Source organism: Corynebacterium sp. MSK044, from assembly GCF_030232825.1.
Classification (GTDB): Bacteria; Actinomycetota; Actinomycetes; order Mycobacteriales; family Mycobacteriaceae; genus Corynebacterium.
On record NZ_JASPJJ010000008.1, the window covers coordinates 29,877 to 44,598 of the forward strand.

14 protein-coding genes are annotated in these 14,722 nt (G+C 62.2%); 8 read left to right on the forward strand and 6 right to left on the reverse strand.

Features of this window, described 5'->3' with window-relative positions; genetic code table 11:
• Positions 1-69: 69 nt before the first annotated feature.
• The 6 genes from trxA to QP994_RS06450 form a co-directional block, all read right to left on the reverse strand.
• Positions 70-393, reverse strand: a complete 324-nt coding sequence (trxA, locus tag QP994_RS06425) for a thioredoxin (protein WP_284855885.1) — start codon at positions 391-393, stop codon at positions 70-72.
• A gap of 66 nt (positions 394-459) precedes the next feature.
• Complete coding sequence (gene trxB / locus QP994_RS06430; protein WP_284855886.1) at positions 460-1,395, reverse strand: thioredoxin-disulfide reductase; 936 nt, start codon at positions 1,393-1,395, stop codon at positions 460-462.
• Between the two features lie 10 nt (positions 1,396-1,405).
• Positions 1,406-2,029: an RNA polymerase sigma factor gene (locus QP994_RS06435; RefSeq protein ID WP_284855887.1), complete on the reverse strand. Its 624-nt coding sequence runs from the start codon at positions 2,027-2,029 to the stop codon at positions 1,406-1,408.
• A gap of 159 nt (positions 2,030-2,188) precedes the next feature.
• Positions 2,189-5,269: a murein biosynthesis integral membrane protein MurJ gene (murJ, locus tag QP994_RS06440; RefSeq protein ID WP_284865817.1), complete on the reverse strand. Its 3,081-nt coding sequence runs from the start codon at positions 5,267-5,269 to the stop codon at positions 2,189-2,191.
• Between the two features lie 29 nt (positions 5,270-5,298).
• Complete coding sequence (locus QP994_RS06445) at positions 5,299-7,827, reverse strand: DUF6049 family protein (RefSeq protein ID WP_284865772.1); 2,529 nt, start codon at positions 7,825-7,827, stop codon at positions 5,299-5,301.
• Positions 7,827-8,639, reverse strand: coding sequence for an NUDIX hydrolase (locus QP994_RS06450; protein ID WP_284855889.1), 813 nt, complete (start codon positions 8,637-8,639; stop codon positions 7,827-7,829). Before QP994_RS06450 ends, QP994_RS06445 begins: the two co-directional genes overlap by 1 nt.
• A gap of 122 nt (positions 8,640-8,761) precedes the next feature.
• On the opposite strand from QP994_RS06450, the gene QP994_RS06455 reads away from it, so the two are divergent.
• From QP994_RS06455 to QP994_RS06490, 8 genes are all read left to right on the forward strand, one after another.
• On the forward strand, positions 8,762-10,249 hold the full coding sequence (locus QP994_RS06455) for a CCA tRNA nucleotidyltransferase (RefSeq protein WP_502870022.1): 1,488 nt from the start codon (positions 8,762-8,764) through the stop codon (positions 10,247-10,249).
• The gene (locus QP994_RS06460) at positions 10,242-10,850 is read left to right on the forward strand and encodes a YqgE/AlgH family protein (RefSeq protein ID WP_284865773.1); all 609 of its coding nucleotides are present in this window, start codon (positions 10,242-10,244) and stop codon (positions 10,848-10,850) included. Before QP994_RS06455 ends, QP994_RS06460 begins: the two co-directional genes overlap by 8 nt.
• Complete coding sequence (locus QP994_RS06465; RefSeq protein WP_284865774.1) at positions 10,840-11,568, forward strand: AzlC family ABC transporter permease; 729 nt, start codon at positions 10,840-10,842, stop codon at positions 11,566-11,568. The genes QP994_RS06460 and QP994_RS06465 overlap by 11 nt, the downstream gene beginning before the upstream one ends.
• Positions 11,569-11,606: 38 nt before the next feature.
• Entirely contained in the window at positions 11,607-11,924 is a 318-nt protein-coding gene (locus QP994_RS06470; protein ID WP_284865820.1) for a branched-chain amino acid transporter permease, read from the forward strand.
• 67 nt (positions 11,925-11,991) lie between these two features.
• The gene (locus QP994_RS06475) at positions 11,992-12,339 is read left to right on the forward strand and encodes a hypothetical protein (protein WP_284865775.1); all 348 of its coding nucleotides are present in this window, start codon (positions 11,992-11,994) and stop codon (positions 12,337-12,339) included.
• 221 nt (positions 12,340-12,560) lie between these two features.
• Positions 12,561-12,833, forward strand: coding sequence for a hypothetical protein (locus QP994_RS06480; RefSeq protein ID WP_284865776.1), 273 nt, complete (start codon positions 12,561-12,563; stop codon positions 12,831-12,833).
• A gap of 54 nt (positions 12,834-12,887) precedes the next feature.
• Complete coding sequence (locus QP994_RS06485; RefSeq protein WP_284865777.1) at positions 12,888-13,043, forward strand: hypothetical protein; 156 nt, start codon at positions 12,888-12,890, stop codon at positions 13,041-13,043.
• Between the two features lie 186 nt (positions 13,044-13,229).
• Positions 13,230-14,720 carry an HNH endonuclease signature motif containing protein gene (locus tag QP994_RS06490; RefSeq protein ID WP_284865778.1) on the forward strand — a complete coding sequence of 497 codons (1,491 nt, stop codon included), beginning with the start codon at positions 13,230-13,232 and terminating at the stop codon, positions 14,718-14,720.
• Positions 14,721-14,722 lie beyond the last annotated feature (2 nt).

Genomic DNA, 14,722 nt, shown 5'->3' on the forward strand with positions numbered 1-14,722 from the left:
TCTTCATGGACACGTACCGCAACAATCTTACTGACCATGCGGAAGAAACCGGCGATGGTCCGCCTCTATTTAGATATGTGCCTCAAGGCGAGCGATAATGCTCTCCTTCGGCTCCACGCCGACGAAGTTCTCCACCACTTCCCCATCTTTAAAAACGAGCAGGTTCGGGATGGACATCACCTGGTACGTCGCGGCGAGCATGCGCTCCTGGTCCACGTTGACCTTGACCACCTTCGCGCGGCCCGCCAGCTCCTCGGCCACCTCTTCGAGTGCAGGTGCCAGCCTGTGGCAGGGACCGCACCACTCAGCCCAGAAATCCACGAGCACCGGCACATCGGCGTCAATGACTTCCTGCTTGAACGTGGCCTGTGTAGCTTCGATAGAACCTGACATTGAGTGCTCCTTACTTCCTTAGTTAAGGGTGGTTGTGGTTGAGCTTGTGGTTAAAAGTCGCGGTTTTTAGAGCGACTCCAAGTAGTGCTCCGCATCAATGGCTGCCCGGCAACCAGATCCCGCTGCGGTAATTGCCTGGCGGTAGTAGTTGTCTACCAGATCACCAGCAGCGAAGACACCCGGGATGGAGGTCTTCGTGCTTGGGTGCTCCACGGTGACATAGCCCTCCGCATCCGTGGCTACCTGGCCGTCGAGGAAGCCGGAACGCGGATCGTGGCCGATAGCCACGAACATGGCGGTAGCGTCCAGCTCGGACTGCTCGCCCGTCACCGTGTTTTTCAGACGCAGGCCAGCAACCTTGCCGCCGTCTTCGAGGACTTCCTCCACCACGGTGTTGGTGAGGATCTCAATCTTCTCATTCGCCCGCGCACGGTCCAGCATGATCTGGGAGGCGCGGAACTCCTCACGGCGGTGAATAAGCGTGATCTTGGAACCGAAACGGCTGAGGAAGGTGGCTTCCTCCATCGCCGAATCGCCACCGCCAACAACGGCAATGTGCTGGTCCTTGAAGAAGAAGCCGTCACAGGTCGCACACGTGGACACACCACGACCGGTCATCTCCTGCTCGCCCGGGATACCCAGGTGGCGCGGTGCCGCACCGGTGGCCAGGATGACAGCGCGGGCAGTGAACATCTCATCGCCGACGTGCACCTTCTTAATATCGCCATCCAGCTCAACGCTGTCCACCATCTCCGCGCGCAGGTCCGCGCCGAAACGCTCCGCCTGCGCACGCATCTCCATCATGAGGTCCGGGCCCATAATGCCCTTCTCAAAACCGGGGTAGTTTTCCACCTCGGTGGTATTCATCAACTCACCACCAAATTCAAAACCTTCAAACACCAGCGGTTTCAGGTTTGCGCGCGCGGTGTACAGCGCCGCTGTGTAACCAGCGGGGCCGGAGCCAATGACGATGACATCGTGAGTTTCATTCGGTTCGGTCATGCGTGCCAGTCTAACGCGCCACCTCCTCCGTGAAGTAGTCCACGATCATCTCGCGCGCCCGATGGCGCCGGGACTTCACGGTTCCGGGTGCCACGCCGAGTTCGCGGGCGGCGGTGGTGACGGTGAGCCCTTGGACGTCGATAAGCATGAGTGCCCTGCGGTTCGCCGAGGGCATCTTGGCCAGGATCTGCCGCAGTGTCATGATCCGATCGAAATTCTGCAACGGCGCGTACGCCGCGGCGGTGATCATGGCGGGCACCATCGTGTCCTCATCGTCCAAACTCAGGTGGCGGCGCTTGTTGTCCGCGCGTTTCGCGTGGTCATACCCTGCGTTGCGCACCAGACGGTACAGCCACGTGGCCAGAGCGGCCTCCGAGCGGAAGGTGTGCATGTTCAGCGACGCCTTCAACAGCGCTTCCTGCACAATGTCCTGCGCATCATCGAGGTTGCGCGCATTCTTGCGGGCCACAGCAATCAGCCGCGGAGTATGCCTATCGACGATCGCCTCAAACGCCTTCACATCCCCCTTCAAATACTCCGCCGCCAACGCCTCATCCGACCATGCGCGCTGTAATTGCTGAGTTCGCTGTGTGCGCTGTGTTCTCCGCGCTTTTCTGCGCTCTAACTTGTTCATGGTTGTCCCCCCAGACAATCCCCATTCCCCGAATATGTGCCTTTATGTTCCTTGATGTGCCTTCATTGTGGCATGCGAATTGGGGCTGTGCCAGCAAAAAGTGTCCACTTAAGTGGACATTGGGGAAAATCAGGGGAACGGCAAAAAGTCGGGGACTTTTTAGTCAACCAACTCACGCATGCGGGTGCCCACGATGGTGATCTCCCGGATCACCGCTGGTTCCCCGGACCAGTTGGCGTTATCAGCAGGGGCACTAATAGCAATGACAATGCCTCCAAGCGCGGCGAGTTCCGGCTGCTGCGGGACCTTGATGGAAAAACGCTCGCCCGTCAATGTGCCGGTAGTGAGGACGGGCAAGTCGGTGTCTGCAGTATCTCGAGCCTCGCGCGGGAGGGCATAGATGGTGTAGTCGAGCCCACCGGTCTCACTGTTGAGGATGATGTTGCGCGCGGTGAACGTCGTGCTGCCGGCGCGCTCCTGTGGGGTGAGCACAATCCGGTCGCCGGGTGACACGGTTGCGGTGGTGGCGGTATCCCCATCCGTCAGCGCATCAAAGGCAGGATCGGCGGCGCGGGAAGAAATGATCACGGCGGGCGAGGGTGAATCGGTGGAGTCCTTCTCAGCCTGTTCCACCTGTTCCACCGAGTCCTTGGTCACCGGAGCATCGGGGTTCTTGCTGAACTGGCTGATGATGAAGACGGTCAGCGCAGCAATCGCGACAACAGCCACGATGGCCACCGACACCAGCGCGGTTGCGCCAATGGTGCCCACACCACGTGCACCAAAACCAGCGACGCGTGCCGGCTGCGGTTCAGTTTCCGGGGCGGGCTGGGGTGTCGGCTGGGGTGCTTCCAGGGTGTTATCCAGCGTGGCGTCCGGCTGCGTTGCTGCCATGAGGACCTCACGTGCGGAATCGCAGGCAGCTTCATCGGCCTCAGCGCTCGCGGTGGCCAGCACCGTGGGGAAGGCGAGGACAACAATGCCGTCCTGGGTCACGCGCATGCGGTTGCGGTTATCCAGACCCAGCGCCAGGCCACGCTCATGGGCGGCGTGGATGGACTCGGTCAGTGGCACCATTGCGGCATGGACGGCGTCTTCCACCAGCGGTGTGGTGGATTCGGCCACGGCCTGCAGGGAGGACCCGCTGATCCACTCCGCCACAACGAGGCAGCCGGTGCGGTAGGAAATGACATCCAGGATCGGGGCGACTGCGGGCAGGTGTAGTGCTGCGATCTCCCGGGTGCGGTGCGCCACCCCAGCAGCATCAAGCGCAGCCTGGCGCGGTGGCACGGGAGCCAGTGGCGCGGCACCACACGTATCCACGAAGGTCAGCGCCACCGTCCGGCCGGTACGCAACTCCGTGGCTTGCCAGAAGCGCGCACTCCCGGCGGAACCGTGGTCGCGCAGGAGACGGAAACGCCCGTCGGAGACTGCCGCGCCGGGCACCAGCCGTGGTCCGCGCACAACACCAGCGGACATGGGGGGTGGGACGGGGGAGGTGTTGAAGTTGTCGTCGACAAGAAATTGAACCGGAACATCCTCGGCCGCAACGCTGGCGGCGGGCGTGGTCCGAATGATCTTGTTCAGGCCTGGGATCTTGGCCAGCGCGGCGCCGAGGCTGCGCACTTCGGTGAGGTCAGAGAAGGATAGGACGATGCCGGTGACAATGACGAAGATGATGCCCAGCACCGCGACTTCCACCAGGAGGCCCACCGAACCCGGAATCAGCGGGGGCAGGATGTCGAGGAAGAAGCGGGTCATTACCGCTGCGGCGATGCCAACCAGGCCAGCTGCTGCCGCCCACACTGCGGTGTGCAATACGTCCTTGAAGCCCAGGTTGCCCAACTTGCGGTGCAGCAAAAACGCACCAACGATCGCGCCGGCCACGAAACCGAAACCGTTGGCCGCGCCGAGCAGCACCACCACTTGGTCGGGGCTTGCCGCCACGGATGGGGCGAGCATGGCCAGCACCACCTTGGTCACCGTGATGCCGGCGATGATGAACGTGGGTGTCCAGGCTTCTTCCCGCGCGTAGAACACGCGCAGGTGCAGCATCACCAGAGCGTACGGGATAAGCGTGAACGCGGAGAAACTCAGCGTCATACCCAGTGTGCGCGCATCCGTTTCGGTGAACTGGCCGTAGTGGAACAGGGCGACACCGATGTCGGGGCCCAGCGCCGTCATGAAGATGATGATGGGAATGAGCGCGATGAACGTGAGCTTCGTGCCCAAGGTCAGATCGCGCACCACCGCGGCATCATCACCATCCGCCGCATTGCGGGACAGGCGCGGCATGATCGCGGTGAGCAGAGTAACGCCGATGATGCCGTACGGCACCTGTAACAGCAGCCAGTGCTGCATGTAAATCGCCGGGGCGGAACTGTAGGCCTCTGACGCGATGCGGTTGTTAATGATGTAGCCGAGCTGCGAAATAGCCACGTACGTGACAATGGCCACGGCCATGCCACCAAACTGCTTCAGCCGGTCATCCAACCCCCATAGTGGCCGCAGATCAATGTTGAGGCGCCGCAGCGCCGGCACCATGATCAGGCACTGCACCACCACACCAAGCGTGGTGCCCAAACCCAGCAACAGCACGTGCGGGTCCATCACACCGGTGAGGTCGTCCTTTTCAATACTGCCCGGCAGCAGCATGTACAAGGCCAGCACCGCGATGGACACCAAGTTGTTCACCACCGGCGCCCACGCGCCGGGCCGGAACACTTCCTTCGTGTTCAGCACCGCCATGAATAGGGAGAACAGCCCGTAGAACATGATCTGCGGCAAGAGCAGATAGGCAAAGGAGGTGGATTGCACCACATTGACTTCACCGTCCGCGTCCAACATCACGCGCGTGAGTAGCGGTGCCGCTATCACCGTGAGCACCGTGACTACGGTGACCAACGTCAATGTCAGTGTGAACAGCCGCCGGATAAACGCAGCACCCTGATCCGGGTCCTCCTTCTCCGCGCGCACGAGCACCGGCACCACCAAGGCGGTGAGAACCGAGCCGAGCACGATCTCCGTGATCATGTTCGGCAGAGTGTTCGCGGTATTGAAAGCGGAGGCCACCGCACCGCCAAGCGCGGAGGTGATCATCACCGTGCGGATGAACCCGGTGATGCGCGACATCAACGTCGCCACAGCCATCGAGCCGGTTGAGCGCACGACAGAACTGTCGCTCGCGGGCTTCCGTTCAAGCTGCGTCACAGGTTCTCCAAAGGGGTCAAAGATAGATATGGCAGAGCTGCCATAGGACTATGGGTATGTTAGCCCTCCTGCGCCACACGTTTCACGCCGCGAGACTCACGCTGATCACCCCGCCGCTTCCCACGCTGGAACATCAACGCGAAAACAAACAGGGCGCTGGCACCCGCAATGATGATCCAATTCTGCACCGCACCACCTGCGGTTTGAACAGCAATGTCTACCGGCTGGGAGATCGGCTGGCCCTCCGGTGTGGCCAGGTAGAGCTGTAGTTTCGTCTGCTCGTCGCTTTCTTCCAAGTCCGCCGTCATCTGCAGGGTCAGCGAGCCGCGCGCGGGGATGCGGAACTCAGAAGGTGTGTTCAGGTGCGCGCCTTCGGGGCCCTTGTACAGGATCGATGCATCCACCGGCAGGGGCAGCCCGTTCTGCGCCACGATGAGCAGCGGGGAGGACTCCGAAGCACGGGTGTACACATTGCCCGGTGGGATCAAAGTGATGGCGGCGCGCAGGCCAGCCAGCGCATCGCGGTTGCCGTTGAGCCGCTGCCGGGTGCGTTCCTGCGCCTCCATGTAGCCGGTGTAGGACCGTCGGCCTGTCACTGTCAGGGCGGTGAGCAGATCCTGGCGCAGGGGCAAGGTGTAGCCGTAGCGGGTCAGTGCGATGGCGGGTTCGCTGCCGAGGAGGGACGTGAGATCGTCGATAAACGCCCCCTGCTGCGACGCATTGAGCACTTCCGTGTCGGAGTAGACCGTCGGATCAGCCTCCCACAGGCTTGGCTCGCCGGGGATGAGCTGTGCCGGGTCATCCGGCATGCGGGTGTAGTCCGCCAGGCTCATGGGCACGCTCGTGTGCTCGCGGAAGAGCTCGCTGACCGTTTCCATCACTGCCCGCGCGGTCTTCGGTTCCCACGCGGCTGGCGGTGCTACGAGGACAGGCTCCGGCGCTTTGGTGCTCTCCCCCACCACCACGTGCGAGGTCGCTGCGGTGCGCACCGCCGTGGCCGCGGTGTTATCCCGCGCCACCTGCGAGTCCCGCGTGTAATCAAAGCGCAAGTGATCATCGGAAAAACCTGTGGTCTCCGGGTTCGGCCCGGTGGCTGCCAGGATCGACGCGAGCTCATAATCAAAGCCCACACCCACCACGCCGGGGCGTAAGTCCGTGAAACGACTGGGCGTAACGCTTATCGACGTCGTATTGTCCGCCACCAACACCCTCACCGGTTGCGCGGGCTGCGGTGCAGCAATCCCCGCGGCATTGGGCATTGCCGGATCATCGAGCGTGGTCTGCTGCTCACCTTCCACGCGCCCATCCGGCTCACGGTCTGCGGTTTCCGTGGTGGTGCTCGTCTGCTCCTCCCACGCCCCCTGCATTCCTACTTCCGTCACGCGGGACCGGCTGTGATCAGCCCAACCCATGCCCGGCAGAGTCGTATCGGTGAGGTAGCCCGACCCCGGCAGAACCACGTTGCGCATGACCGGAGTGTCCAGGACGCGCTCCGCGGTGAACGGCCCTCGTTCCAGTGCCTCACGCATGAGCCAGCGGTTACCCGTGCGTGCGACGGCCTCTAAGTCCGTGTTGGCCCAGGGCATAGCAAGCACGCACTTGTTCTTTGCCACTGCCCGGATCTTGTCCAGCCACGCCGCGGCATCATCAGCCCCGGTGCCCTCGGTGGAATCCTTACCGGTGTCCGAGTTGCCCCAGGAATCACGCAGGCGCTGGCGTTTTTCGGCCGGGGCTGGCCTGTCATCATTCACGGTGTAGCCGCCCGCCATCCGGTCCACGGTGTCAAGCAGCGCCGGGTCCACCGCCAGGCAGGTTTCATCCCCGGCACCCAACTCGCCATAAATATCCACCAGTTGATCCAGCCGGCCACCCGGCGCGATCTGCCCCGCTAGCTGCTCTGAGGACAGAATCAGTGGTGGCCGGTTGGGTGCCTCGCCCGTCTCCCCTGGGACGATGTCCACCGGCGCGGTAATGGGGTACAGCACGGACATGCCGGCGGGTGTGCGCTCAATTTCTGTGTTCGCCGCAGTTTCTGGCGCCGAACCCCGCACCGTCATGTGCCAGCGCTCCGTGTCTACGACGGCACCGGCATTCTCCAGCACCATCATCACTGGCTGCGTCACCGTGACAGGGTGGTCTTCCGCATCAAAGGTCACCTCAACGTCCACGTGCCCATCCGGCGGCACCGTGGGTACTGTCACCTGTGCACCAGCCACTGTGTACTCCCCCACCTGCGCCACGGTTGCTGCTCGCGCATCCGTCAAGGATCCGGACACCGGTCCCCGGCGCGGGGTCAGCATCAGACCATCAGCGGGTTCTGCACCATCGTTGTGCACCCGTACTGTCGCACGAATGGTGTCTCGGCTGGGGGTGGTGGCGGGGGCGTCGATAAGCGAAATGCTCAACCCCTGCGTACCTTCACCTAGTCTGATCTGCGAATTCACCCACTGTTCCGCCACCGCAGGATTATCCGGCGCGAGCGGCACCGGAATCGACTGCGCCGCGGCGAACGGCATCCCAGCAGCACACGCCACAGCAGCAACCGCCGCACTGCGCTTGCCCTGCTTGTCCCGCTTGCCCCGCGACATCACCGCGGAGTCACCCGCCCCGCATCACGCTCCGCGCGCGCCAAATCCGGCATCCGATCAATCGCAATACGCGCCAACTTCCGCTCATCCGCATACGCCAAATGCTCAATCAGCTCGCTGATGGGCACCCATGCGACTTCGGTGACCTCCGGGTCGTCGTTATTCAGCACCCCATCGACATAGCGCAACAAATTGTGGTGCACCGTCTTATGTATCCGCACGCCATCAGAGACAAACCAGTAGTCAATGACACCGAGCTCCTCAAACGGCTCCCCGTAAATCCCGGTTTCTTCCCACACCTCACGGCGCGAGGTATCCCACTGATCCTCCCCCGGCTCTACATGCCCCTTCGGCATGGACCACAGCAGTCGCCCACGCCGATCAATACGGCCAATCAGCGCCACATAAATCCGCGCCAGATTCACCGACCCGTCCTTACGCACTGCCTCCGCCATGCCGGATACAACGAGCCCACCCGCGCTCGTCTCATCCCGCGTCTCCATCGTGTGCGACGGCGTGTACGTGCGCTTCGCACCGCTTGTCGACGAATTCGGCCGCCTATAGTAATTCTTCCCGCCACGCTTATTGTTGCGCTGGTTACCCCGCTGATTCCCGCGCTTGCTGTGCTTGCTGTGCTGGCCACCCCGTTGGTTGCCTCGCTTGCGGTGCTTGTTAGGGTTCTGCTTCTCTGAACTCTTTTCCCCTGAGCCCTGCTTGTCTGGGCTCTGTTTATTTTGTGCATGGCCAGATCCGCGGCGGCGCCGGCGACGCCTCCGCTGTCCTTGGCCCTGCGGCGGGGTGTTCTCAGTCATTGTGTCCGATCGTATCCGGCGGGCTCATATATAGGGAACTTGAGGCCTGTAAGGTAAGGCGGGTGAATACTCCGACCAATACTTCGGCGAATACTCCGACTAATCCGGTTGATCCCGCCGGACTGTTTAATCTGCCGGAGAAGGGGGACTCGACTGCGTTTATTGGGTTGTTGGCGCGGGCGGAGGGGGCCGTCGGAAAGCTTGATGGCCTGCTGGCCCCGCTGGCGCGTGCTTTTCATGCGCGCGGTGAGTCGTTGTACCTGGTGGGCGGGCCTGTGCGTGATGCGATGTTGGGGCGACTGGGCAATGACCTGGACTTCACCACTTCCGCGCGGCCGGAGGTCATCCACGAAATTCTCGACGAGTGGGGCGAGGCCGTCTGGGACACCGGCATTGAGTTTGGCACGGTGTCCGCGACGAAGGATGGCCAGCAGGTGGAAATCACCACATTCCGCGCTGACCTGTATGACGGCGTGACGCGCAACCCGGAAGTCACCTTCGGCGACACCGTCGAAGGCGACCTCGTGCGCCGTGATTTCCGCGTGAATGCGATGGCGATTGAGCTGGCGTCTGAGTCTTCTGGTTCTTCGAGCTCTGGGCTCGAATTAGACTTCCACGACCCCTGCGACGGCCTGAAAGACCTGCTCAACCATGTTCTGGACACCCCGCAGGAGCCGGAGGTGAGCTTCCGCGACGACCCGCTGCGGATGCTGCGCGCGGCACGGTTTGTGTCGCAGCTTGGCTTCACGGTGAGCCCGCGCGTGAAGCAGGCGATGACGGATATGGCGGATGAGATTAACCGCATCACTGTTGAGCGCGTGCAGGCTGAGCTGGACAAACTCATGCTGGGCATCCAGCCGTGGGCGGGCATTGACCTGCTCGTGGAAACCGGCCTGGCGGACCACGTTCTGCCGGAGATTCCCGCGCTGAAACTGGAGCGCGATGAGCACATGCAGCACAAGGACGTTTACGCCCATTCACTGACCGTGCTGCGCCAGGCGACGGAGCTCGAGGACCCGGAAGAGGGCCCTGACCTGGTGCTGCGGTGGGCGGCGCTGCTCCACGACATTGGTAAGCCGGACACGCGTGAACTCCATGACGGTGGTCGTGTGTCTTTCCACCACCACGAGGTCGTGGGCGCGAAGCTGGCCCGCAAGCGTATGCGCAAGTTGAAGTACCCCAAGCACGTCATCGCTGATGTCAGCCAGCTGGTGTACCTGCACATGCGCTTCTACGGTTTCGGCGAAGGCCAGTGGACCGATTCCGCTGTCCGCCGCTATGTCACCGATGCCAGTGAACTGCTCCCGCGCCTGAACAAACTCGTGCGCGCCGACTGCACCACGCGCAACCCCAAGAAGGCCGCTCGCCTGCGCCGCACCTATGACCACCTGGAAAAACGCATCGCGGACCTCTCCGCCAAGGAGGACCTCGCCCGTGTCCGCCCGGACTTGGACGGCAACGAGATCATGCAGATCCTTGGCCTTAAGCCCGGCCCCGAGGTGGGTAAGGCCTGGAAGTACATGAAGGAACTCCGTTTGGAGCGCGGCGAGCTGGACCACGACGAGGCCGTCGCTGAGCTCAAGGCCTGGTGGGAGGCCAACCATGGCTGAGTTCTTCTACGCTGACCGCCTCTTCACCGCGCTTGAGCGCGAGGAGCCTGCCCCGGGCATGCTCATACTCGCCGCGCCGGGCATGCTGAGCGACGAATTCGCGCGCACCGTCGTCCTCATCATCGAACACAACCTGGAGCACACCCTCGGCGTTGTGCTCAACCGCCGCAGTGAGATCGCCGTGGCCAATGTTCTCACCGAATGGCTCGACTACGTTGCCAAACCTCAGGCGCTCTACCTTGGCGGGCCGCTTGGCCCCCAGGCCGCTATCGGTGTTGGCGTGACCACCGCCGGCACTGTGCTCGAGGAGCATCCGGAGTTCACCCGTCTGGCCAACCGCCTCGTCCACGTGGACCTACGCACCGATCCCACCACCCTCGACGGCCTGCTCGAAGGCGTGCGCATCTTCGCCGGTTACGCCGAATGGGAGCCCGGCCAGCTCGACGAGGAGATTGAGCGCGGCGACTGGTACGTCGCCCCCGCCCTGCCCTCCGACGTCATCGCCCCGGCCGGCACCGACCTGTACAGCGACATCATGCGTCGCCAGCCCATGCCCCTGCCACTGTTCTCGACGTTCCCGGCGGATATTGATGACAACTAGATCCGAAATCCGCGGCGGCATCCGCGACACCTGGCTCGTCGGCCTTGGCCTCATCCCACTCGGCCTCGCCTTCGGCTTGGTCATGGTCCAAGCTGGCTTCGCGTGGTGGTGGACACCGATCTTCTCCATCATCATCTACGCCGGCTCGATGGAATTCCTCGCCGTCCAACTCGTCTCCACCGGCGTCGGCCCACTGTCTGCCGCCATCACCGGCTTCATGGTCAACTTTCGCCACATTTTCTACGGCCTCACGTTCCCCCGCCACCTCATTTCTTCACCGCTCGGCCGCGCGTACAGCACCTATGCACTTACCGACGAGTCCTACGCCATCTCCTCCTCCCGCCCCCCAACCGCCCCCAACTCTGGTGCCCGTGTCCTGACCATTCAGATCCTGTGCCAGTTGATGTGGGTACTGCCCGGCATCGTGGGGGCGTTGTTGGGGGCGGCGATTCCGTCCTCAGTCATTGGCGTCGATTACGCACTGACCGCACTCTTCATCGTCCTGGCCTACGAGGCTTTCCGTGCCAACCCGGATTTCTCCCTGCCGCTGACCGCCACTGCGATCGCCGCGCTTCTCGCCGTGCTTGCTCCCAGCTGGCTCCTCATGGCCGGGTTGAGCGCCTACTTCCTCGTGCTCATCTTCCGTTATGCCCGGCCTGGCGTCGACAGGTCTCTTGAGCTCCGCGTCGGCCGTGATTCTTCGGGTGGTGAAAAGTAGTGGGGGTTTTTGGTCTGCCTGAGGGCGTCACCTTATCTATGGTCGCCGCGGTACTCATCCCCGTGGCCATCGTCACCGTTTTACTGCGCGCCCTCCCCTTCTCTTTCCTCCGCCTCCTCAAAGGCAGCCCGTTCATTGACTTCCTCGGCGCCACCATGCCCGTCGGTGTGATGACCGTCCTGGTCGTCTACACCTTCTCCACCATCGCCCACGACGCTGCCGTCCCCCATGGCCTGCCCGCTGCCCTCATGGCCGGCGCTGTCACTCTCGCTCTTCACGCGTGGAAGCGCCGCGCCGGGCTTTCCATCCTCGCCGGCACCGCCGCCTACATGGTGTTGGTGAATCTGGTGTTTTAAAAACCCCGGGACTTTTTGCCCTGGGCGCTATCATCATCACTTGAACCCTCACTCAAAGGAGATACCCATGAAGCGTCGTTTCATCGCTGCCGGCCTTGCAGCCGCCACCGCCCTGTCCCTGTCCGTCGCCCCCGCCTACGCTATTGAACTCCCAATGACCTCCTCCTACGAGTCCAGCAGCGAACGGATCGAAAAGCGCCTGAAAGACGCTGATAAGTCCGGCAACAAGAAGGAGCTTCGTCGTGCTATGAGCAGCGCCGCAGCCTTTGAAAAGCTCATGGAGCCTTTTAAAGAAAACGACTTCAACAACTCGTACAAGATCGGCACCACCTTTGACATTCTGCTTGGCACCGGCGTTGCCGCCGCGCTCCTGGCTCTCCTTGGCGGCGCTGCCTTCCAGCAGGGCCTGATCTAGCTCCCGTTCTAAAAACCCCGGCACCTTTTGGCCTGAACTTACCCCGACCATTTCTCCATGCTCGAACTGAGTGCGGAGGGGGTGGTTGGGGTTTTGGGCTTTCTGGGGGCGTCGATAAGCAAATGGCGCCTTGAGCTGCGATGAACTTTTCATGAATGCGCTGCTTGATTGGCTGATCGGCCATAAGCTGTTCCCGCCTGAAACTGCTGAAAGGAACGCCGATGAAGCGGCGTATTCTTGGCATCGCCTTGTCTGCCTGCGCCCTGGGTGGCGTGGCTGTGCCGGCGCACGCGGGGGTTACTCGTCCGGTTGATCAGCGCAGTTCCGTGAAGCCGCTGTTTGAGCTCAGCTCACCTGCGCACAGCTTGCAGTACTGGTCTTTTGCCACGGATGAGCAGCTGAAAGAAAAGTGGGATGCGGCGGTGCGCATGGGTTTCTTCTTCCCCGTGATTGAGCAGATTTATGGCCTTAAGATCGGCGACGTCACCTGGTAGGAACGTCAGGCGGCGAATGAGGCCAAGTTTGAGGCGAAGCCGACTGCGAATGAGGTGCTTGGCAGCTCGCTGAAGTGGGACGTCGCGCGCGGGAACCAGTTGGGTACGGCGTTGAACTGGTGGATCGCCCTCAGCGTGATTGGCATTGTGCTGACTGTTGGTGTTGCGGCGGTTCTTGGTGGTGCTTTTGATCAAGTGCAGGGGCTTTAACGCTGCTTTAGGCCCCGTTTTCCACAGAATTTCACCTGCGTTGACTTCGGTGTTGTGGATAAGTGTTCGAGAATAGGGTCTATTTGAGGCTTTGTGGCAAGGGGCGTGTCGCACCCATGTGAAAGTATGTTCGCATGTGCTCAAGGTGAGCGCATAGCAACGACTTCACGTGGGAAAGGGGGCGACATGAGTGCACCGGTAAAAACGCCGAGTTTTGCCACGGAGAACCCGTCCGATCCGGTCGCGCAAGCGCATTGGGCACTCCGTAAAGCCGAGTATGAGCTGTTCAAAGAGTATGCCGAGGGCGACCGTGAGTTGGTGGACAGCCGCGACTTCGACCAGGAGTACGCGCGGTTATCCAAGTCCACTGGCATGCCAAAGTGGCAGGTAGACCATGCTGTCATGGCCTACCTGGCCCTGCGAGAGCTACCGCGCTTGCGGGAGTTGCAGCGGGAGTTTCAGCGCTTGGACCTGCCGCGATTGAAGGCTTTGAGCGACGCGATGGACAGCTTCGGGGAGAATGCCACGTCGGAGGTCTACGCCGCGGTAGATGAAGTGATGGTGGAGATCTTCACCCCGCACCGCCAGAACGCCGCGCTGCCTACGGTGAGCACCATCAAAAGGAGAATTAACAAGCTCATCGCGGACTTCGACAACGCGGCGGCGTTCTGCCCCGAGAACCGCAAGGAGCGCGAGGAGCGCCCCAAAGAGATCCCGCCGGGCTCATGTGAAGTCACCTTCCACAACGGCCGCGTGGGCGCTCATGCCAGCGGGATGACCGTGATGGGCGACATTGCCACGATGGCGATGACGAGAGCGATTATCGACGGTACTGCGCGCACCCACGGTCTCACCCTCGAAGAGACGGTGCTCAAGCTCCTCACAGGGGAGATCACCCCGACGGGCAACGCCACCGTGAGCGTGTACGCGCCCAAAGGACCTGACGGTTCGGTGGATCTGACCAAGTCCGTGTTCTTCCCCGGCTTCGGCTGGACCAACGCGGTGGGCACGGAGAAGTTCCACTCGCTGGCTGGGCTGAACGGGTTTGAGACCAAAAACCCCGCCACTTTTGTGGACCTCGACTCCACCGCCACGCACACCGTCAACGGGCACGCCGCACCGGAGAAGGTCAAGGAATTCGTGCGGATGCGCGACGGCCACTGCATCTTCCCCGGCTGCACGGTCCCTGCCCGACGATGCCAGCTCGACCACCGCATCCCCTTCGAAGAAGGCGGCCCCACCACCGCCTCAAACCTCTACTGCCTGTGCCAAAAGCACCACAACGTAAAAACCGATAAAAGGGCCTTCTACCTGCCCGATCCCTTCACTGGCGACATCGTGTGGCTCTTCGCAGACGGCACCTACGCCATCACCAAACCTGCGGGCTTCGTCGGCGACCAGGTCACACCAACAGCACCGCGCTGGGTCTCTACGCTCAGCCAAGTCCGCCGCCACAAGCAAAAAGTCGCCCACTTTTACGCAAAAGCACACAAGCTTATCGACGCCTACGAGGCCGGCACCCCCTACCCCACCACCATCGAAGCGCTGGAGAAACTCGAACAAGAATACGGCCTCAAGTTCCCCTTCGCCCCTGAACCGCCAGTTCAGGAGCCTGATCCGGACTACGAGCCACCGCCGGAGGACGACGAGGTTGAGGAGGAGGAGGAGGGTGCCTAGGT

Bases quoted from the DNA above. Each gene is read 5' to 3' on its own strand.
- trxA (WP_284855885.1), bottom strand. From the start codon at position 393: ATGTCAGGTTCTATCGAAGCTACACAGGCCACGTTCAAGCAGGAAGTC.
- trxB (WP_284855886.1), bottom strand. From the start codon at position 1,395: ATGACCGAACCGAATGAAACTCACGATGTCATCGTCATTGGCTCCGGC.
- QP994_RS06435 (WP_284855887.1), bottom strand. From the start codon at position 2,029: ATGAACAAGTTAGAGCGCAGAAAAGCGCGGAGAACACAGCGCACACAG.
- QP994_RS06445 (WP_284865772.1), bottom strand. From the start codon at position 7,827: ATGTCGCGGGGCAAGCGGGACAAGCAGGGCAAGCGCAGTGCGGCGGTT.
- QP994_RS06450 (WP_284855889.1), bottom strand. From the start codon at position 8,639: ATGACTGAGAACACCCCGCCGCAGGGCCAAGGACAGCGGAGGCGTCGC.
- QP994_RS06460 (WP_284865773.1), top strand. From the start codon at position 10,242: ATGGCTGAGTTCTTCTACGCTGACCGCCTCTTCACCGCGCTTGAGCGC.
- QP994_RS06465 (WP_284865774.1), top strand. From the start codon at position 10,840: ATGACAACTAGATCCGAAATCCGCGGCGGCATCCGCGACACCTGGCTC.
- QP994_RS06470 (WP_284865820.1), top strand. From the start codon at position 11,607: ATGGTCGCCGCGGTACTCATCCCCGTGGCCATCGTCACCGTTTTACTG.
- QP994_RS06475 (WP_284865775.1), top strand. From the start codon at position 11,992: ATGAAGCGTCGTTTCATCGCTGCCGGCCTTGCAGCCGCCACCGCCCTG.
- QP994_RS06480 (WP_284865776.1), top strand. From the start codon at position 12,561: ATGAAGCGGCGTATTCTTGGCATCGCCTTGTCTGCCTGCGCCCTGGGT.
- QP994_RS06490 (WP_284865778.1), top strand. From the start codon at position 13,230: ATGAGTGCACCGGTAAAAACGCCGAGTTTTGCCACGGAGAACCCGTCC.